This window comes from Winogradskyella psychrotolerans RS-3, assembly GCF_000427335.1.
In the GTDB taxonomy this organism is placed as follows: Bacteria; Bacteroidota; Bacteroidia; order Flavobacteriales; family Flavobacteriaceae; genus Winogradskyella; species Winogradskyella psychrotolerans.
On the sequence record NZ_ATMR01000199.1, the window covers coordinates 128,117 to 149,122 of the forward strand.

Annotated in this window: 16 protein-coding genes and 1 pseudogene; 7 read left to right on the top strand and 10 right to left on the bottom strand. The window is 33.6% G+C overall.

Annotated features, from left to right (window positions below; all coding sequences use genetic code 11):
- The first annotated feature begins 71 nt into the window (after window positions 1-71).
- Both ADIWIN_RS17545 and ADIWIN_RS17550 read left to right on the top strand, forming a co-directional pair.
- Window positions 72-359, top strand: a complete 288-nt coding sequence (locus ADIWIN_RS17545; RefSeq protein WP_020897211.1) for a hypothetical protein — start codon at window positions 72-74, stop codon at window positions 357-359.
- A 782-nt stretch (window positions 360-1,141) separates the two neighbouring features.
- Window positions 1,142-1,579: a hypothetical protein gene (locus ADIWIN_RS17550; RefSeq protein WP_020897212.1), complete on the top strand. Its 438-nt coding sequence runs from the start codon at window positions 1,142-1,144 to the stop codon at window positions 1,577-1,579.
- Window positions 1,580-1,957: 378 nt separating this feature from the next.
- On the opposite strand, the gene ADIWIN_RS17555 is transcribed toward ADIWIN_RS17550, so the two are convergent.
- Window positions 1,958-3,052 (bottom strand): alkene reductase, encoded by a 1,095-nt coding sequence (locus ADIWIN_RS17555; protein ID WP_020897213.1) that lies wholly within the window; start codon window positions 3,050-3,052, stop codon window positions 1,958-1,960.
- A gap of 349 nt (window positions 3,053-3,401) precedes the next feature.
- On the opposite strand from ADIWIN_RS17555, the gene ADIWIN_RS17560 reads away from it, so the two are divergent.
- Window positions 3,402-4,325, top strand: a complete 924-nt coding sequence (locus tag ADIWIN_RS17560) for a DUF302 domain-containing protein (RefSeq protein WP_020897214.1) — start codon at window positions 3,402-3,404, stop codon at window positions 4,323-4,325.
- A gap of 568 nt (window positions 4,326-4,893) precedes the next feature.
- Here the strand turns inward: ADIWIN_RS17560 and ADIWIN_RS17565 are convergent.
- Window positions 4,894-5,757, bottom strand: a complete 864-nt coding sequence (locus ADIWIN_RS17565; protein WP_020897215.1) for a hypothetical protein — start codon at window positions 5,755-5,757, stop codon at window positions 4,894-4,896.
- A 45-nt stretch (window positions 5,758-5,802) separates the two neighbouring features.
- Window positions 5,803-8,058 carry a Piwi domain-containing protein gene (locus ADIWIN_RS17570; protein WP_020897216.1) on the bottom strand — a complete coding sequence of 752 codons (2,256 nt, stop codon included), beginning with the start codon at window positions 8,056-8,058 and terminating at the stop codon, window positions 5,803-5,805.
- A 594-nt stretch (window positions 8,059-8,652) separates the two neighbouring features.
- Here ADIWIN_RS17570 and ADIWIN_RS17575 point away from each other — a divergent pair.
- Window positions 8,653-9,174 (top strand): 5' nucleotidase, NT5C type, encoded by a 522-nt coding sequence (locus ADIWIN_RS17575; RefSeq protein WP_020897217.1) that lies wholly within the window; start codon window positions 8,653-8,655, stop codon window positions 9,172-9,174.
- A 137-nt stretch (window positions 9,175-9,311) separates the two neighbouring features.
- On the opposite strand, the gene ADIWIN_RS17580 is transcribed toward ADIWIN_RS17575, so the two are convergent.
- Window positions 9,312-9,704: a hypothetical protein gene (locus tag ADIWIN_RS17580; protein ID WP_020897218.1), complete on the bottom strand. Its 393-nt coding sequence runs from the start codon at window positions 9,702-9,704 to the stop codon at window positions 9,312-9,314.
- Between the two features lie 366 nt (window positions 9,705-10,070).
- On the opposite strand from ADIWIN_RS17580, the gene ADIWIN_RS17585 reads away from it, so the two are divergent.
- Window positions 10,071-11,039, top strand: coding sequence for a sugar phosphate isomerase/epimerase family protein (locus ADIWIN_RS17585; RefSeq protein ID WP_040757675.1), 969 nt, complete (start codon window positions 10,071-10,073; stop codon window positions 11,037-11,039).
- 68 nt (window positions 11,040-11,107) lie between these two features.
- On the opposite strand, the gene ADIWIN_RS17590 is transcribed toward ADIWIN_RS17585, so the two are convergent.
- A complete protein-coding gene (locus ADIWIN_RS17590) occupies window positions 11,108-11,308 on the bottom strand; it encodes a CsbD family protein (RefSeq protein WP_020897220.1) in 201 nt (66 codons plus the stop codon).
- A 131-nt stretch (window positions 11,309-11,439) separates the two neighbouring features.
- Here ADIWIN_RS17590 and ADIWIN_RS17595 point away from each other — a divergent pair, with 131 nt between their 5' ends.
- Window positions 11,440-12,777 (top strand): exonuclease domain-containing protein, encoded by a 1,338-nt coding sequence (locus ADIWIN_RS17595; RefSeq protein ID WP_020897221.1) that lies wholly within the window; start codon window positions 11,440-11,442, stop codon window positions 12,775-12,777.
- A gap of 234 nt (window positions 12,778-13,011) precedes the next feature.
- Here the strand turns inward: ADIWIN_RS17595 and ADIWIN_RS17600 are convergent, their stop codons facing one another.
- The 4 genes and pseudogenes from ADIWIN_RS17600 to ADIWIN_RS17615 all read right to left on the bottom strand — a co-directional run bounded on the left by ADIWIN_RS17600 (window position 13,012) and on the right by ADIWIN_RS17615 (window position 18,927).
- Complete coding sequence (locus ADIWIN_RS17600; RefSeq protein WP_020897222.1) at window positions 13,012-13,536, bottom strand: hypothetical protein; 525 nt, start codon at window positions 13,534-13,536, stop codon at window positions 13,012-13,014.
- Between the two features lie 206 nt (window positions 13,537-13,742).
- Window positions 13,743-15,500: a transcriptional regulator gene (locus ADIWIN_RS17605; protein ID WP_152487293.1), complete on the bottom strand. Its 1,758-nt coding sequence runs from the start codon at window positions 15,498-15,500 to the stop codon at window positions 13,743-13,745.
- A 202-nt stretch (window positions 15,501-15,702) separates the two neighbouring features.
- Window positions 15,703-18,193 (bottom strand): annotated as a pseudogene (locus tag ADIWIN_RS17610) (ABC transporter permease).
- A 44-nt stretch (window positions 18,194-18,237) separates the two neighbouring features.
- On the bottom strand, window positions 18,238-18,927 hold the full coding sequence (locus ADIWIN_RS17615; protein ID WP_020897227.1) for an ABC transporter ATP-binding protein: 690 nt from the start codon (window positions 18,925-18,927) through the stop codon (window positions 18,238-18,240).
- A gap of 97 nt (window positions 18,928-19,024) precedes the next feature.
- Between ADIWIN_RS17615 and ADIWIN_RS17620 the strand changes: the two genes are divergently transcribed.
- Window positions 19,025-19,690, top strand: a complete 666-nt coding sequence (locus ADIWIN_RS17620; protein WP_316929662.1) for an arylesterase — start codon at window positions 19,025-19,027, stop codon at window positions 19,688-19,690.
- A 2-nt stretch (window positions 19,691-19,692) separates the two neighbouring features.
- On the opposite strand, the gene ADIWIN_RS17625 is transcribed toward ADIWIN_RS17620, so the two are convergent.
- The gene (locus tag ADIWIN_RS17625) at window positions 19,693-21,006 is read right to left on the bottom strand and encodes a DEAD/DEAH box helicase (protein ID WP_020897229.1); all 1,314 of its coding nucleotides are present in this window, start codon (window positions 21,004-21,006) and stop codon (window positions 19,693-19,695) included.

Sequence of the window (21,006 nt, forward strand, 5' to 3'; positions counted from 1 at the left end):
TTTTAATTGTTTAAGTCAATACCTCTACTTCATATTTCTTAAATTTGAGTACATCTTAAAAATTAAAAGTTATGAAAAGCGAAGACAAAAAAGCACAATACAATTCAGATATTACAAAAGAAGACGAAAAAATTCTAGGTGATAAATCAGGAAACCTAAGACAAGACAATGGTGACGACGAACTCTTAAAAAACCGTGAAACCGAACCCGATTTCGCCGCAAAAGATTTAGATATTCCTGGTAGTAAAAATTCAAAACCATTATCTAATAACAGAAAGCCTGATGAAGAAAATCAACATTACAGCTTAGGAAGTGATCATAATGAAAACCTTGAGCTAGATATTGAAAATACGAAATAGTTTTTGGAACCTTAATTAGGTAGTCATCCCAAAAAGCATAAACAATCAAAATCCATTGTAATAGCTAAATTCATTAATGCTATTTTGGGTTTTGATTTTTTTATTATAGCTATGTGGTAGGTTAAGTCGCAAAGTTGAGAAGTTAAAAGTTAAAAGTTAAAAATTAAGAGTGAAGAGTAAAGAGTTAAGAGTTAAGAGTGAAAAGTGAAAAGTTAAGAGTTAAGAGTTAAGAGAAGTAAGAAAAAAACAAACAGCAAGTAAATAATCAACTCCTAAATTCCGACAGCGTCGGAACCAACGATTTTCAGAAATAATAAGCTAAAAATAAAGTTCATTTACACAATCAAGTATTGGAAATTTAGATTTGATAAAAACCTTTAATCATAAATGCCTCAGCGAATGGCGCTTCTGCAAATGCGCAGCATTCACGAAAACCTATTAAAACAATAAGAATGGATGAGTAACTCCTAACAAATCGTTTTGAAATCGAAGATTCATGAAGCCCTAATTTAACAATAACTCATTCTGAATATTTTTTGGTTCGTTTATTCGCTTATGCTTATTTTATGGAACTCATGATGTGCTGCGCAGTTTGCATCAAGGCAAAATGAATGTTCAAAACAAACATTAAAAATACGTCAGTTCGAATGTCCCGAGGTTTTCTTCGGGATATATCAAGAACCTATAGAAAAACGACCAAAAATCAAAATTTCACACTTTTTTCACAATCTCTACTCCGTTTTAAAAAGCATTTCCAATAACTTTAGAAAAAATAAAACATCATGAAACAAACGCTTTTATTTCTACTGCTATTAACACTTTACACCGCACACAGTCAAGAACAACAAGAACCATACATCATACAAGCCGATAGTACTTGGGGAAAGGAAATCATAAAATTCCCAATAGAATGGGCACCAAAACTCACTTTAGAAGGTTACGAAGAATTAACCTTTGCGCCAGAATGGTCTAAAGAAAATCACGATAACTTTTGGTCTATAATCATGACTTGGAAAATAAAAACAAACCAAGAGATTCCGTTATACGAGTTAGAATACAACCTGATCCACTACTTCGATTACCTTATGAAACCCAATTATTGGGCACGAGAGTTTCCTTTGCCAGAAGCCGAATTTAAAGCCCCAATAACAACAAAAAAGGAACCGAATATGAAGCGCAACTCACGTTCTTTGATGGTTTTTACACAGGCAAAGTTATAACCACTAATATCCTAGGGCAGCAAATATTTAACCAAGCAACAGAAGAAGCCGTTGTAATTTTTAAAATATCACCAAAACCATACACCGAAGCTATTTGGGAAAAATTAAATGCCCAGACTGTAAATACTGGATTTAAAAAGGATTAAGCCTAACAAACAATCACCAAACATCAGTCTAAGTATCCGTGTTGAACCACTATCAAAATTAAAATACACATAGGAATACAGGTTCTCGATACTAATTTCACTCATTGCAATCGTAAAATTCACTCGAACTGACAACGTTCATACAAGACAGATTAGCTTAAAAGAACAAATAAAAAGGCATTGCAAAACAAAAGCTCTACAATGCCAATTCTAATATCAAAAGAAACCAAAATTACTCAGATGCAAACGGATAATCCGTATACCCCTTTTTACCAGGAGTATAAAACGTATCCTTATCCCATTCCGCTAAATCCAAATGCTGTTCAAACCGCTCTACTAAATCCGGATTAGAAACAAATGGCTTACCATAAGCCACTAAATCCGCATCACCATCAACAAGGATTTCATTCCCTTTATCCTGATCAAAATTAGTGTTAACCATCAACGTTCCATTATACAACGGACGAAAATGCTTAGCAATATTACTCACAGCAAATGGCACATCAGTCACATCGGTAAACGGTTCAGATAAATGCACATAAGCCAAATTATAATCATTCAGTTTTTTAATAATATATTCAAACGTCGGAATGGTCTCTTCATCTACCATAATCCCAAATAAGCCATGTAACGACGGATTAAAACGCACTCCAATTTTTTCTTGTGGAATCACGGTTTTCATAGCGTCTAGCACTTCAAAAAAGAAACGTGTTCTATTTTCAATAGTGCCGCCATAGTCATCAGTTCTGGTGTTAGAACAGCCATTAAAAAACTGCTGAAATAAATACCCATTAGACGAATGCAATTCAATCCCATCAAAGCCAGCTTCCACAGCATTGGCAGCCGCATTTTTAAAATCGTTAATGGTACGTTTAATATCTCCAGCCGTCATCGCTTTTGGAGTTACGGTTTCCTTAAATCCGTTGGGAGTATAAGACTGCGCTTTGGGATTAATCGCAGATGCAGAAACAGGCAATTCACCATCATGAAAATCGGGATGCGAAATACGGCCAACATGCCATAACTGTATAAAAATAGTACCACCTTTGGCGTGTACACGTTCGGTAACCGTTTTCCAACCGTCCACTTGCGCTTTAGAGTGAATACCAGGAGTATTGATATAGCCCACAGCTTCCTTAGAAACCTGAGAACCTTCTGTTATAATTAAACCTGCCGAAGCACGCTGTTCGTAATATAAACCTTGTAAATCGTCTGTAGCGACTTTTTCTTTGTTATCCGCACGACTACGCGTCATAGGTGCCATAACAATACGGTTTTTTAAAGTGATATTTTTATGATAGGGTGTTAATAAAGGTTGTATATCCATCGTATGTTTTACGTATTAATTTGAAGTATAAAGTTACGATTTTCAAACACCAATTTAGCGGATAGACAGCAATTAAGATAGATTTAACCTTTCCTAAACGCATCAATACTTTATTGTTATAAGTCAAGACCTATAAATTATAACCCTTAAGTTTGAATCAATTTTAATGTGAACTATCATAGAAAGATTGATTAGAAATAAGAAGGAAGTAGATGATATAATATGTGGTGATAAATTTGGAAGATTAAGTAAAGGTTCTGGAAAAGACTAACTGTTAATCGTACACGTAAAATAGCCTAGCATCTCTGCAACAAAAACTTAGATCATAACAAAAATAGACCATATCATTATGAATACATTTAAATTTAGTTCCATCTTATTTAGTACGTTACTATTAGTTTCGGCCTGCAAGGATGACGTTAATAGAAATCTAAATAATAATACTCCAAATACGGAAGGTATTGGATACGTAGAAACCGATGCGTCTCCTTCCGATATTTACGACAACATTATATCTCAGTTAAATAGTAATGAGAGCATTGGTATTATTGCAGAAGTTAATCATTCTGAAAATGCCCAGAACGTCGGTCTAGAATTAGATTTTACACGTACCGTATATTTTGGAAATCCGACATTAGGAACTCCACTAATGCAAAATAATAGTTCTGCCGGATTAGATTTACCGCAACGCCTTACCGTGTTTACTGATGAAAATGGAGATACCATTGTGGCATACAATTCTGTAGACTACTTAGTTAACAGACATAGTTTGAGCGATATTTCAACGACAGATATGATAGCCAATGCACTTGTTACCATTGTAAATAGCGCAACAGATAAAGTTGTTGTTTTAAATTCATCACCTCCCATATTAAACGACGGAATTATTTCTGTGACGAGTACGAACGACTTCAATACTACCTATAATCTAATTTTAGATACCTTAAACAGTTTAGACGCCGTGTCAGTTATCGCAGAGTTAGATCATCAAGCCAATGCTCAAAGTGTTGCTATGGAGTTATTGCCTACCAAATTAATAATTTTCGGAAATCCGGCATTAGGAACACCGTTAATGTCAGAATCAAGAACTATGGCTTTAGACTTACCACAAAAAATGTTGATTTATGAAAATAGTGATGGCGATGTCAATATAATATATAATAATCCATTTTATATAGGAGAAAGACATGGTATAACTGAAAATAACGACACATTAGAAATGATTTCTCAAGCACTGCAAACCATAGCGGATTCTGGGGCTTCGGCGAATTAAAATATATGTGAGCCAAAACCCTCATTTTGGTAAACATTGTGAAAAGCTTGTAAATAATTTATTTATGAGCTTTTTGCTTTTATAACATGAACTGTTTTTATCATTAGTTTTTATGTTGAGTTTTATTATTAAAAGAAAAACGTAACATTTTACACAAATACATTTGAATGCAGATAGGTTTCATTGGGATGTATTAATAACGTACGCATATCAAAGACCCCATCCCAAAAGAAAGAAAGAAAGAAAGAAAGAAATCCAAAATATAAGTAAACAATCAACTCCCAAATTCCGATACGGTCGGAACCAACGATTTTCAGAAATAATGAGCAATAAACAATATTATTAAACTAAATCAAGTATCTGTAAATCTTTGTAAAATAAACCGCGAAACACTAATGTATTGGCGAATGGCGCTTTAGCGATTTCCTAATAAATCGTTTTGACTTTTTGGTTCGTTTTGTGTCAGGACAAAATGAACATAAACAACAAACATTAAAAATACGTCAGTACGAGTGTTCTGCCTTTTTCGTCGGGATGTGTTGAAAATATATTTGACTAACAATTACGGTTAGTCTTTCTTATTATATCCGAATAATTTTAAAATTAATAATTCGAATTTATTTTTGAATGCCGCAAAAAGCCCACCGCTAATCGCTAAATAACCTAATATGCCTAAAACTGCATTCAGGTTATCTAAAAAATCTTTAACATCTTTATTTAATAAAACCAATTGATATAAATAATAGACTCCTAATAATAAACCAATTGAGTAAACAAAAGTTGAAAAAGCCTTTATCCTTTTTTTAAATCTAATTTCAAAATATTTAAGAAAATTATGTTCTTCTTTATTAGGGAATTCTTTTATTAATGATAGTATTGATTCAAAAGCTTTAAGAGCAATAATAATATGAAAGTCATTTTTATTTTCAAATAAGCTAGGATTATTTAAAATAGCTTTATAAGCAGATTCTAAAATTTCATTTGTAAGCTTTTCTTTGTTTGTTAGATACAAAAAGACAGTAATAATCTCTTGAATGTTACTATTACTGTGATAATTATCATTTAATATATTTTCAAAAGTTGTAGTTATTAACGACTTAGACCTCTTTCCAATGACCATTTTAATCCAACTTCTGTCTTCATCAAAAATAAAAACAGCTAAAATAATTGAGAAAATTTGCAAATCATTATGAATAAAGGGTGTGCTTTCTGACGGTACACGTTTACTTATAACTTTATATGAATCTTTAAAGTTTTGCTTATTACTTTTTATTACGCTATTTATAATTTTGTAATAAATATCATCTATTTCACTTAAATTATCTTTTGAATAATCAAATTTTGAAAACTGAAGCATCGAATAAAAAGCAAGAAGCTTTTCGTTCTTAACTGCATTTGATAAATAATTATTTTGCTCTTCTAAAGAAACCATTTCTTTCTTTTTAATTTATAATGCAAACTATCCGGATCCCAACCATCAACCTTTCTCATTTTTCCTAACAATTTTGAAATTAAATCCGAATATAACATTGACGCTGGTTTTTCTCCTGGTAAAAAAACTTCTCCAAGATAAATAAGTAAAAGAATAAATTTGTTGAACAATGTAATTTAAATCAGTAAACAGCAATTTATCCAATTCTTTATCTTCAATATTACCAGTTGGCATATGTATTTTAATCTGAATTGGATTACTCATTCCATGTGATTGCATTTTTAATTCTTTGGCACCTAACATTTGTACCAAACAAGTCGTAGAATCGAGAAAAATATTAGTGCCTCTATTAGGGATACTTTCACCTTTTAATTGTTTGTTATTATAACTAATCGGAACTCCTCTTTCATTTCTATCGAATAACTTGTAAGGGTGTTTTTTGCCAATTGTAACAAATGCAAATTGAATATTAAAATCTTCGAAGCTTTTGATTAAAGAGCTAACAACTTCAAATTCAATATTTTTTATCGGCTTGAATATATGAAATATTAGCCTTACTGTGTCTCCTTTGCTCCATCCTTGCTCTAACTTTAGTCTCTCAAAAGAATTTTCAAGACTTTGAAGTAGCTCTTCAAAATAATCATCATATTCAACATCTTTTACTTTATCACCAAGTAGATATTGACCATCACTAGACATAAAAGTCGTTATTCCGACAATCCTTTTTTGTTCAGCACCTTTATAAGCATTTGTTCTTATCCAACTATTGCCAATACCGATTATTAATTCTCTATCTACAGACCTATTAGAAGGCAAAACCCATGGAGTACCACCAATTTTCGCATATAATTGGAGTGCAATAGAATTTAAAATATACTCATTATGAACTTTAACTTTACTAGTCGTTATAAATTGAACTGGAATTTCTAATGATAAAAGTTTTGCTTTAATTCCATAATAAGGATTATGAGCATCTTCCAAATCTCTAAATTCATTTGGTATTTCAATTATCGCTAAATCAGGTTTTAAATCTAATTCACTCCGTATTATTGAATTATAAGATTCAAATTTATAAGATGTGACTTCATCTATTAATAAGTTAACATTGTGTAAATCATATTTCTTTTTAAATCCTTTTTTAAAGTACTTGGAAGTAGGCAATCCATCGATGAGATTTGCTAGAAAAGAAGTAAAGCTTCCTCTAATATCTTTATGACAAATACATAAAACATTAGGTGTTTTAATATCAAAATTTACACTATCATATGGTCCAAAATCATTTAGTCCAGAATCGGGATAATTATTTTTTGTTTTAGTTCCAGCATAATCAAATATAAATGTAGGAACTCTCAAATTCATTGAATTCGACTCTTTTTTTAATGATTTACCAACAGTAAAACAAAAACCATCTTTATTTTGGAATAATATAGGTTGTTTAGAACTTTCAGAAAATGCTTTTTCACTAAACATGAAATTTGCAATGTTATTTATCTCCTTGGATAATTTATTTGCATTGTATATTTCACTGCGCTTTCTCTCAATTATTTCAAATACCTCTTTACTTTTAGATTCAGAAAGCTTAAATATCAAATATTTCTCTATGTTTGATTTATTTTTTCTTATGAATAGCTCTTTTAAACTAACTTTAACAACTCCTTCATTTGTATCAACCAAAGCTATATTTTCTTCTATACTTTTTATTACTCCTATAAATTCTTCATTAGGTGCTAATACATTTTCTAGACCCGAAAAAATTTCAGACCTTAATACCTCAATATCAATTAAATTAAAACCTTCTTCATTTAATTCAAAACAAGATTTAGTAAATATCCAATTTCGCCTAATATTAATAATAAAACCAAATTGTGATTTTCCATCAATTTCGAATAGCCTTAATTGAAACTCTATGAGTTTTTTATATGCGATTTTATTTCTTAAATCATCTGGAAGCACTTTATAAATCACATCATCTTTTTCTTGTCTCGAAAAAAATCTAAATGGATAAAAATCTATAGGCTTGAAACTTGGAAATCTTTCTTTAAAAGTTCTGAAAAATAAATGCTTGATCAAAGATGAAGTAATTTTAAAATCATCGTAAACATTTACTGTTTCTATATCGCCTAACTTTATGCTATCATCACCATCTTTATTTGAAATAAACAGTTTATCACCATTTCTAAAAAACGAATGAGAATGATTGTATTTTTCTCTTAATTCCAATAGCTTATCTTCGGAATAAGAAACTTTACTAATCTGATACTCTTTAAACTCAAAGTTTATTGGAAAAAAATTCAACTCCATAATTATATAATTCTTTTTGCAAACTAACTATCACGAAAACTTATCTTAAAACTCAAAATAATGTTAAGAGAAATATTAGTTGATAAGAATTATAAATTTAGTATTTGATTTTTGTTTATCTATCTATATAAATAAGAATTATCAACACATTGTCAACATTCTGTTTTTTAGTTTATTATACTATTTAAGTAAATATAAAAAACTAATTAACAGCTAATAAATGGCACTATACAAAATAGTCAATGTGGGTTTTATATTTATAAAAATTTTGCTTCCCGAAAAGCGTTTATTTTTTAATCACCAGTCTTATGATCATGTGGTTTTAACTTAGGATGTTTCGGCTTGTTAGGTGGATTAACTCTTCTGCGTCTATCAGGAGTTCCATCTTCTTTTTTGGTTTTGGCCCTGGCTTAATAGCTTCAATTGTTGTCATAAAATTATTGTTTTAAATATTGAGCTATAAATATAAAGTAATTGATAGTCAGGTTTTTGAGGAATACCGTAATTCACCAAAACATTAATTAACCATTAAATAAAACATCTCTACTTGCCATTCCCCACTATTATTTAGACCTTCGCAAAAAAAACACCCCAATGACAATATTTGTAGACATGGACGATGTGTTAGCCGACACTTACGGCAAACACATAGAATTATATAATAAAGAACACCAGCAAGACTTACGCATGTCGCAAATTTCTTCGGGCGAAATATGGCATAATGTCCCAAAAGTACATCAAGAAAGTATTATGCAACACGCCTTGCAGCCTGGTTTTTTTAGAGATTTAAAACCTATTAAGGATAGTATATTGGTAATGGAAGCGTTGTATAATAGACACGAAGTTTATATTGCAACGGCAGCAACGCAGTTTCCAAATTCCTTGTTAGAAAAAAGTGAGTGGTTAGATGAGCATATGCCATTCATTACTTGGCAACACCGTATAATGTGTGGGGATAAGTTTATCTTAAACGGAGATGTCCTTATTGATGACAGATCGTATAACTTAGAAAAGTTTGAAGGAGATACGCTATTGTTTAATTCTCCTCATAATGTAGAAGATACAGGGTATAACAGAGTGGCTACTTGGGAAGATATCGCCAAGCTTTTGCTTTAAAGTAAACCCAAAGCTTCACAACGAACTTAGTTGGGTTTGCTTTGGGTCAGTTTAATACAACTACTTGTAAAGAATAAATTGATATTCGCAGCTGTATAATTAAAAATGTTAGTGTGCTAATTAGTTTGGTGTTAAGCTTAGGAAACGACAGGTATAACTTGCTTTCTTATACAAAAAACACGTTCATTATTATGTAATGCATCCTCTCCTGCTTTGATGCATGCCATCAGTGAAACTTTAAGTTTATCAATGGCATGTAATATAGCAAGTACGATATTGTCATTGTCAGCTTCAAAACTTATTGGATGAAGCGGTTGTCCTACAATATTAGTGCTTAATGAACATCTATTGCCATGACATCCTTCTTGTTTATTGTTTTCATTAGATAAATGAACGTCTATTTCGGTAATATGTAATCCATAATTCTCTAATCTGCATTCAAATAATGCCGTAAGATAAGCTGTATCTTTTTCGGTAATATGGATGGTTTTATTAGAGTTAATTTGAGTCGTATTAAATTGAATTCTCATGATCCTATATGTTTTAAAATTATTAAATTTTAAGTACTATTTTAATGGAGTCTGTGATATTGAATTCAAAGCCATACTAAAATAGTGATAGACCTTTCTGATAATTAAACTTGCTTTGGGGTTTCATAGGTTTGGGGGTTTGGTTAAAATTTATTGATTATAGGTTGTTATATTTCAACTAATTATAATATAGTGAATTGTATACAGATACTCGACAAATTGAGGTTAAGCTTATGTTAAAGCGTCGCTGTAAGAAAATGTAATAACGTTTGTAATATCAGACAATTGAACAAGTGATGGAATTTAAATTTCAGAAAATCCAGATAAAATCAACTACCTTTATTTCTGTACCAATCACACAACAAAATGACCAAGCACTCCAATACTTTTTCACGTCGCGATTTTGCTAAACTATCTGCAATGGGTATCGCAGCATTGCCTTTATTAGGGGTTCAAAATACCTTCGAAACAGCAAACCTTGCACCAGAAAAAGAACTTAAGGTACATCTATTCTCTAAACATTTACAGTTTTTGAATTATAGCGATATGTCTGAAGCCGCTGTAAATATGGGGTTTGATGGTTTAGACCTCACGGTACGAAGAAAAGGCCATGTACTTCCAGAACATGTAAAGGACAATTTGCCAAAAGCGGTTGAAGCCATGAAAGCATATGGATTGCAACCACAACTGATGTCTACCAACGTTTGGGATGTAAATGACGCTAATAATGTTACTGTTTTAGAAACAGCAAGCCAATTAGGGTTTACGCATTATCGCACCGATTGGTTAACATATCCAGAAAACCAATCCATACAAGAAAGTCAAGCACACTATGCCAAACAAGCCAAAGCTTTAGAGCAACTTAACGAAGAATTAGGATTAATTGGTGGTTATCAAAATCATTCGGGTAAACATGTGGGTGCAGCCGTTTGGGATTTGCTCCCTATATTAGAAGCTACAAAGGGAGAGTTTTTAGGCTGCCAATATGATATTAGGCATGCAGTTGTTGAAGGCGCTGGGAGTTGGGAATTAGGTTTGCAACGTATTAAACCATTTATCAATACCATAGTGATCAAAGATTTTAAATGGGGCATTACAGACGGAAAATGGCATCTTATAAATGTGCCACTTGGCCAAGGTATGGTAGATTTTAAACGCTATTTCTCATTATTAAAAAAATATAAAATCAATGTGCCTGTGTCTTTACATCTTGAATATGATTTAGGTGGTGCCGAAAAAGGATATTCTAAATTAACCGTCAGCAAAGAAGAGGTCTTCAAAAATATGACACGCGATTTGCAGTTTCTTAAGGAAGCTTGGAAGCAAGCGGAATAAGGTGTGGTCTGGAGCGCAGAAAATCCTGAGTTAATCAGGATTTTCTTTTGTTTTAAAACGAGGGCGTTTTAGAACTTTAAATCGTTTAAGAAGCCATTGACGTTCTCTTTTGTTTCGCCTGTTTTCTTCTGAATTCGGCCAACAATCTCATCTTCTTTACCTTCTTGGTAATCTAGATCATCGTCAGTAAGTTCTCCCCATTTTTGTTTTAATTTTCCTTTAGCAATATTCCAATTGCCTTTTGCTTTATCTTGCCATGGTTTAGACATAATTTCTGTATTTTTAAGTTAATAAAGTAAATCACTTTGATCTACTACTGTAAATTTACAGCAAGTCTTAAACACCCATTAGCGCAATCCATTAATAAATTGATGCAAAAAATAAAAGAAGGTAAAAAAGCATGATTTACACCATTATTGATGTTGAAACCACAGGACAAAGCAACCGCATGACTGAGATTTCAATTTTTAAATTTAACGGAGATACCGTTATAGACGAGTTTACATCACTAATAAATCCGGAAACTTATATTCCACAACATATTACAGCCCTCACAGGGATCGATGATCATATGGTTGCTGACGCTCCGCGATTTGCAGAGGTTGCAGACGATATTATAAGCATCACCGAAGGAGCCATATTTGTAGCGCATAATGTTAATTTCGATTATAAAGTGATTAGCGGAGAATTCAGTAGAATTGGTTTAGAATTCAACAGAAAGAAACTTTGTACCGTCCGTTTATCAAGACGCTTATTACCAGGACATCGGTCTTACAGCTTAGGGAAATTATGTAGCGCTTTAGAGATTAATTTGGTGGGCAGACACAGAGCCAGAGGAGATGCCGAAGCCACTACTATTCTATTTGAATTACTATTACAACAACCTGAAGCTTCAGATGTTTTTAAGGAATTTTTAAACAAGAATTCTAAAGAAGCCACCTTACCTCCTAACCTACCCAAAGAAACGTTTGAAGCCTTGCCAGATACCGCAGGCATCTATTATTTTAAGGATAAAAAAGGAATTGTCATTTATGTCGGTAAAGCTATAAACATTAAAAAAAGAGTACTCAGCCATTTTTATAGTAAAACAAAAAAGGCGCAAGATATGGTGAGAGAAACGCGCGATATCGATTTTGAAAGTTCGGGTAGCGAATTGATAGCGCTACTTATGGAAGATGCTGCCATTAAGCATCATTTCCCCGTGTACAATAAAGTCGCGAAACGCACTATACAGTCCTTTGCCATATTTTCATATGAAGACCGAAAAGGAATTTTACATTTGGCTAGTAATAAAAGCCGTTTAGTGCCCAATCCTATCGTTACATTGTTTAGCATAAGAGAAGTGCGTGCTTATTTAGAAAAGATGTGTGAGAAGCATAACTTATGTCCTAAATACTGCCATTTACAAGAATCGGTTTCGGAATGTTCGCATTTCAACATCAAAAACTGTAAAGGGATTTGTAAAGATGAAGAAGCTGTGGAAGATTATAATAATCGGGTTCTTGAGGCTATTCATGATATGTCGGATCAAAAGAGCGACATCATTGTAAGAGAAAAAGGCAGACACGATAATGAGGAAGCCTTCGTTATGGTGAAAAATGGGGACTATTTAGGTTATGGTTTTGTTGATAAAGAAGAGACTATAAACCACATTGATGATTTAGACACGTTCCTGATTCCTCAGAAAAACAATATGGATATTCAAAAGATTTTGAGATCGCGTTTGTTGGATTTGTAGTTGTTGGTTGCTGGTGTTTGGTTGATGGTTGGTGGTGTTCTCAATATGTAATGATTGTCTCTTTGAGTGAAATTCCTTTTTAGGAATTTTGTATCGAGAAGCTTTACAACACAAACGGTTCTCTATGCATTTTTCGCACACTCATAACACTCAAACTGAAATAAAAATCTCTATTACAAAAGAAAACAGCACTATAAACGCGCTGTTTTCAATTCAGAAAATAAGATATCTAATCTATAGCGTTAGGGAAATAGATTTCGATTTATTTTCCTTCTTTAGGGTTATAACGTAAGTAATCTCTGCTCCATTAGTATGCTTATAATTAACAGTGCAGCTGCTATTAAGAAACGCCCATCCCGGATAATCTTTTGCTAGTTGACTGCTTATTGTTAATGGAATTCGTACATCTTCGTAGTATTCTTCAGAACTCAAAATAACACCTTTAGTATCATAAATGGCAGTGATAGAATTGTCGTTAGATTGAAAATTAACAGTATACGTCATAGACTTGTTCTTACTATAAACAGGATCTTTTGAGACATCAAAATCGGCAGCTACTTTCTGTAATTTCTTAATAGAAACCGCTAAAGGTTGCGCTGCGGTAAGTTCTGAATTTAAATACTGTTCGTTGAGAACAGAAACGGAACGTGGTGTATAGTCCTTGTCGTTAAACTGAGACGTTTCCATTGCTAAATCATTTTGCGCTGAACTAAGGTTGGCAAGTCCTAAAAAAATTAAACCAAGAAGACATGTTTTCATAAGTGATACGGTTTTAGAGTGGTACTTAATAATTAAAGTGGTAATAGCATTATTCTAAATAAACACGTTGTATAAATAGAACACTGCTAAAGTAAAAGTTAAGTAAGGCACAACCGCATAATCGATATAGACCACTGATGTACAGGCGATAGACATTTAATAGACAGCTTCGCAATTTGAATTATAATTACCTAATAATAAACGGCTTATAGATTTTGAATAAAGAAATCCAAATCCGTTTCTTCTGAGAGTTGAAGTTTTTTTCTTAGGCGATAACGACTGGTGTTTAAGGACGCTAAGGTGATATTTTGAAGGGTCGCAATACTTCGACTTTCAATTTTTAAGCGAATTAACGAGCACAGTCTAATCTCGTTTTTGCTTAAATTTGGATAGCGCTTTGTCAATTTGCTATAAAACGCATCGCTCAGTTTATCTAAGCGTTCAAAAAATTCTTGCGTATCGCTATCAACGCTTATTTTATTTGAAATGGCTAAATCGAGTTCATTAATTAATTCCGGACGCGCTTCTGAATTAGATTCTTTTATAACTTCTAATTGGTCGGCGAGTGACTTAGCCCAATCCTGATCTTGCGTGAGTTTAATGGCAAAATCAGACAAATCACGTTCCTTAGATTTAATCTCAGAATTAAGCTGTTCTACCTTTAGCGCAGAGTTTTCAAGGAGCTGTTCTGCCAATAACTGTTTGTTCTTAGCATTTATAAGGTGTTGTCGTCTACTAATAATTAGTGAAACTAAGACAATTATAAAAATCGAAGACAAAAGTCCTATAAACCAAAGTTTAGCACGCTGGTTTTTAATCATGTTTTCCTTTTGAATACGGTCGATTTTAAAATTTAATTCAATTTTATCTATCGTAATATCATTCAATTCCTCTTGCCATTTTTTATCAGCATGATTCAATATCGTTTGAAGACTATCGGAAATATGTTCAATTTGCTTTACAGTGGTATATGCCGTTGGAATATTATTTTTAGCACGCAAGAGTACTTCTTTAGCTCTTAAAAATTCTAATTTAGAACTAGAGCTTAGGTTACTATTGCTTTCTTGAACCTTTACGATGCTGTTTAGGGAATTAAAAGTGCGCTGTGCTGCCTCTAATTTGTTTAAATGTGTATTGGTCATCACCAATTGCGATCCGGCACTAATTAACCGTGGAGTGTCATTCTCTAAAGTTTCTTCATTAATGGCTGTTTTAAAAAAATCAAAGTTTTGCTGATATAAGGCCTGGGCTTTTTCATAATCCTCTTGGTCGGTATATATATCAGCAATATTGTCGCGTATACTCCCATTTAAGGTGTGCTTAGGGAATTTAGACGTTGTAAGTGCATAAGCGCGTTTAAAGAAATACATGGCAGAATCCAGATCCTTTTTGTGCCAATAAAAAAAGAGGCCATAATTATTTATGGACGACGGATGGTAAATATAATTCAGGTTCTTAGAAAACGATATATTCACTTTGTGCTGAATTGCTGCACTATCTAATAAACCTAGCTTAGCATAATTTTCAGCAAGTATACTTCGAGCATAACTCCGCATCTCCATAAATTTGTTGCGCTCTGTGAGGCTGAGTTCAGTTTCATGAGCTTCATAATACCTAAAAAAGGCGAGATATGATTTTATAGATTCTTTTGGAAAACCAACTTCTCTAAACCAATTTCCAGAATGCAAATAACTGTCTAAAACGAATTTGGCATGCCCTTCAATATGATTTAAGAGATCTAATCGTTTAAAATGAAGTGATAAATAACGCTGCATTTCAGCATCAGAAAACGAGACGCGTCTATACGTTTTTATATCATTTTCATGAAAAACAGATGCCATGGAATCAGTAATCTGTTCGTACTGTTTAAAATAGGTATCACTAGTAAACGTCGTGCTTTGTGACCACAATGGAAAGATTACTACAACGAAAATAAATAAGAATGATGTATAATACTTAAGCATTAATTATCAATAAGTTAGACAGGTCTAAATATACTTATTTTTGAGGACCTATGACAGATACTTTATCAAAGCGAATCATTAAAACAAAAGCTTCGTGCGCACACTCGGGTCATAAGCGCATCTTAAGCGGGTTCGCTATTGAAAATTCTTACATCACTATACAATGTATAGGTTTAAGCTATAATTTGCCGTTCAACATACACTAGGCTTCTTTTCGCAATACAGCTAAAGGAGAGCTGCTAAGTACCGATCGTATATTACTTAAACCAATAGCCATTACTAACACGGTTATACCTGGTAATATCACTAGAAATGGAATCAACGATGGTGCAAATGGTTCATTAAACACCAATAATGCCAAACAAAGACTACTAATTAAGGCTAATAGAATACCGACTAAACTACCTAACAATCCTAAAAACAAGTATTCTAAAGCTGAAATTTTTAGAATCTGTGCATTTTTAGCCCCAAGGGTTCGCAACAAAACGCTTTCTTTTATGCGCTGATACTTGCTAGTTCGAACAGAACCAATTAATACAATAATACCGGTGATAATACTGAAGAACGCCATAAAATTAATGACCCAAGACACTTTATCTAAAATATCCTCTACAATGGTGTACACTTGACGTAAATCTATGATCGAAACATTCGGGAATTCGGCCACTAAATCGCGCTGTAATGCTGCAGAACTAGCTTCATCTGCTGCATTTGTAGAGATGACACTAAATTGTGGTGCTTGCTCAAGTGCGCCAACAGGAAAAACAAATTAAAATTAGGTTGTAATTGTCTCCAGTCTACTTTCCGTATACTTCCCACCGTAGTTTCCATAAGGACACCTTGCACATTAAACGTAATGTTGTCACCAATATCAATACCGTCTTCCACAAGATTATCTGCTATAGAAACTAGTATCGGAGCATTAGGAGTGGTGTGCGATGTCCATTCACCTTCCAAGAGTTCTTCGGAATCTATCATGGCATCACGATACGTGCTTCTAAATTCATGATTTAATATCCAATTCCGCATTTGTTTGGTAGAATCTTGGCGTAAGTCATTTGCTAAGCGACCTTTTATTTTATGAATACGCATCGTCACAATCGGAATGCTATTCACAACAGGTAAACCTTTCGCTTTAATGCGCGCTTCAACAGTTTCTTGCTGATCTGATTGTACATCTAAAATGATAATATTAGCATTACTAGAGCTCTGCCCTACTTCGGTTTTTGCTAATAGAATATCTTTAGTGAAATACAATGTGCTAATTAAACAGGTTCCCAAACCAATAGCAACTACTAAAACAACGGTTTGGTTATTAGGTCTGAATAAATTGAGTAAACTTTGGCGCGCCGCAAAACCCCATCGTTTTGGGAAATAAGTTTTTATACCTTTAATAAATAGCAAGGCAACACCTGTTAACACCGCAAAAGCAACTAAAGTGGCTAGCATAAACCCTAATGCATAGAGCGCATCGCCTAATAACCAAAATGAAAACAAGAATAGAAAATTAAAACTGCGGCAATCACTGCCACACGAACTTTAAAGGGTTCTTGAGCTCCTTTTTCATCCACGCGCAATACTTCTAATGGCGAGACATACCACGTTCTAAGTAAGGGTAATAGGGCAAATAAAACGGACATAAATAATCCAAGGAAAACACCAATAAGTATGGGTTGTGCAGAAATTGAAATTTCCACAGAAAATGGTAAAAAGTCTTTTAATAAATAGGGAAACAATTCTTGGATACCAATACCAATTAGCGCTCCAATTAACCCTCCAACGACACCAATACCAGCGATTTGAATTAAGAAAATCAAGAAACTTTGCATACGTGAGGCGCCCATGCATTTTAAAACTGCGATAGCACTTAATTTCTCTTTAATATAAATATGAACAGAGCTCGCAATCCCAATACAGCCTAATAATAGTGCAATAAAAGCGGCTAGATTTAGGAATTTACCAACGTTATCATAGCGTTTTCCTAAACGTTCACTGGTACTTGTATGCGTGTCTAAATCTGCTTCCTCCTTTTTTAACTGAGGATCTATAATTTTTTCAAATGCTTCTAAGTTAAAAGTTTCAGCCGTTTTATAGAAAAACTGATATTCTTTACGACTCCCAAACTGTATGAGTCCTGTCGCTTCCATTAAGGCATAAGGCATAATAATCGGAGGTGCTACAGATGTTGAAATAGCCGTGCTGCCAGGAATCGCTTTTAAAGATCCTAAAATAGGCAATGTTATGGCTCCGACTTTAATAGAGTCGCCCGGTTTTACATCAAATTGAAGCATTAAAGTGGCATCAACTAATGCTCCACCTAAATCCTGATAAGTATCTGCTGCAGAGCTAGGTTCTGTGTCAATGCTTCCATAAAAAGGAAAGGCTCCATCTAAACCACGAACCTTTACCAATTTAGTGCCTCCATTCTTAGGAAAAGCAACCATCGATACGAAGTTGATTTCTTTAGCATCAGGTTGTAAAGAATCGATAATGGCTTGTGCACGTTCTGTTGGTTCTTGCCGTGTATCTATCGTATAATCTGCACCCATTAAGGCTTTCGATTGAAGCTTTATATTGTCTTTAAGATTATTACTAAATAATTGAATAGATACGACTGCAGCGATACCCAATATAATGGATGCCATAAATAACAATAATCGTACACGGCTCGCTTTAGCATCTCTCCATGCCATTTTAAATAACCAGGTGGTATTTTTACTCATCTATAAGTGGATTATTACTGTACCGTTGTACGTTCGTTGGTTAAAATTTTACCACCTTTAAGTCGTAATATTTGTTGCGTTCGGTTGGCTAAATCCAAATCGTGCGTAATAATCACTAAAGTGGTTCCGGCTTCTTTATTCAGCTCAAATAATAATTGAATGACCTTTTCCCCTGTTTCCTCGTCTAAATTCCCTGTTGGTTCATCAGCAAATAAAATGGAAGGTGCATTAGCAAAGGCTCTCGCTAAAGCCACACGTTGCTGTTCTCCACCAGAAAGTTGTGATGGATAATGATGCACACGATCTGCTAAACCTACCTTTTCTAATAAAGCCAAACTATTTTTAACAGCATCCTTAGAACCTTGTAATTCTAAAGGCACACTCACATTTTCAAGCGCTGTAAGTGTTGGTAATAATTGAAAATTCTGAAATATAAAGCCCACATTCTTATTTCGCAATTGAGCGCGTTGGTCTTCATTAAGGGTATTTAAGTCTTGTCCACAAAGTTCTATGGTACCAGAATTGGGTTGGTCTAAACCAGCACATAAGCCTAATAAAGTGGTTTTCCCGCTTCCTGATGGGCCAACAATAGAAAAAGTTTGTCCTTTTTCTACGTCGAATGAAATGTTTTGTAAGACTGTTAATTGTTTGTTACCGCTAGAATATGTCTTTTCTAGGCCATTAATCTTTAATATATTTGGCATACTAATTTTAATTTATAAGACCATTTATGTCGAAGGCTCAAAATACTCATTTGCTTTTAAATTTGCCAATCTCAACAGCTTCTAAACTCTTAAAGTTTTGTTATTTTATAACAGCCTTTTTTTGGTTGGTTGCGGTGATAATAAAACAGAGAAAACGACAGAAACCCTGTCTGAAATACAAACAGAAGAAATAGTAGCAACGGATACGAGTACAAAAACCATTTTGTGCTTTGGTGATAGTATCACTGCTGGCTATGGTTTAGATGATACCAATAACGCCTTTCCTGGTGTTCTACAACAGAAAATTGATTCTTTAAACTTAAATTATACCATTGTTAATTCTGGAGTTAGCGGAGAAACTACAGCAGGAGGAAAAGGTAGAATCGACTGGATTTTAAACCAAGACATTGATATCTTCTTACTAGAATTAGGGGCTAACGATGGACTACGTGGTGTTAATCTTGTAGAAACGGCCACAAACCTTCAATCTATAATAGATGCTGTAAAATCGAAAAGTCCTAAAACTAAAATTATATTAGCCGGTATGCAATTACCTCCAAATATGGGACAAGAATACACAAGAGATTTTAAACAGATCTTTATGAATATTGCAGAAAAAAATGACTTAGCGTTTATTCCTTTTATATTAAAAGATGTTGGAGGTATCAAAGAACTCAACCAAAACGATGGAATTCATCCTACGGTTGAAGGTCATAAAATACTTGCCAACACCGTTTGGGACGTGTTAGAGCCGTTGCTTTAATCTTAAATAATAGAAACCCTAACTTTCTTTTTCTTTAAACGTGTATTGTTTAATTTGTCAACTAAACTATTAGCAATGCTAACAGGCACGGCAACAAAAGCACAGTCTTGTTTCAATTCTATAACACCAAGCTGATCTTTAGAGATATTCCCTTGTTTAAAGAATAGACCCGCAATATCACCTTTAGAAATTTTATCTTTTCGACCACCAGAAATAAATAAGGTCGTCCAAAATGGAGGTTTTATTTCTTTGGCAGCATTAACTCGGATGGTCTGAGATTTCCCTACAAAATCAGGAAACACTTCGCGCTCTCCTTTTATTAAATACGCAGTACCTTTAGAATTTACTCTGGCCGTCCTACCATTTCGATGTGTGTATTCTTGAACAGCTTCGGGCATTTCATAATGAATAATGTAATTCATTTCTGGGATATCAATACCACGTGCCGCTAAATCGCTCGCCACAAGTACAGATACACTTCCGTTTCGTAATTTTATTAAAGCACGTTCACGATCGTGTTGCTCCATACCACTGTAAAAACAAGTGTGTGCAATATTCTTTTTCTCTAAAAAACGACTTAAATCTTCAAGGCGTTCTTTTTTATTACAAAACACTATCCCTGGGTCACTACCAACATGATGTAATAAATCGACTAAAGTATTGTGTTTATTAGCTGAAGGTGAAATGACGGTTTTAATTTCGAGCTTAGAACTTGGCCTTTCAGATAAAAAGTTTAACGTCTTAGCTCCATCCATTTTTAAATACTTAGGAATCGATGCTCCTTCAGTCGCAGAGGTTAAAATACGCTTATTTACATTAGCCAAATAACTCATTATGTTTTTCATTTCGCCACCTGCGCCTACTTCAATAGAAATATCGAACTCATCAATAACTAAAGTTTTAATGAATTTGGTGGTAAAACGGGCTTGTTCAAAATGATCTGCCAAGCGTCCTGGTGTACCAATTAAAATGGCAGGTGTATGTTTTAATTCTATTTTATCTTTTGAAATAGCACGACCTCCATAAATAGCATTGGCTTTATAACCCGATCCCATATTACGAACGACCGTTTCAATTTGAATTGCTAATTCTCTAGATGGCACAATAATTAAGGCTTGTACGTCTTCACATTCTGGATCTAAAGTTTCTAAAAGCGGCAATAAAAAGGCTAATGTTTTCCCTGTTCCTGTTGGTGATAATAATATTGTTTTCTCGTTAGCTTCAATTGATGCTATAGCGGACTCTTGCATTGCATTAAGCTCGTAAATGTTTAATTTCTCAAGAATGTCTTGTTGTGCTTTAATATTATTCGCCAT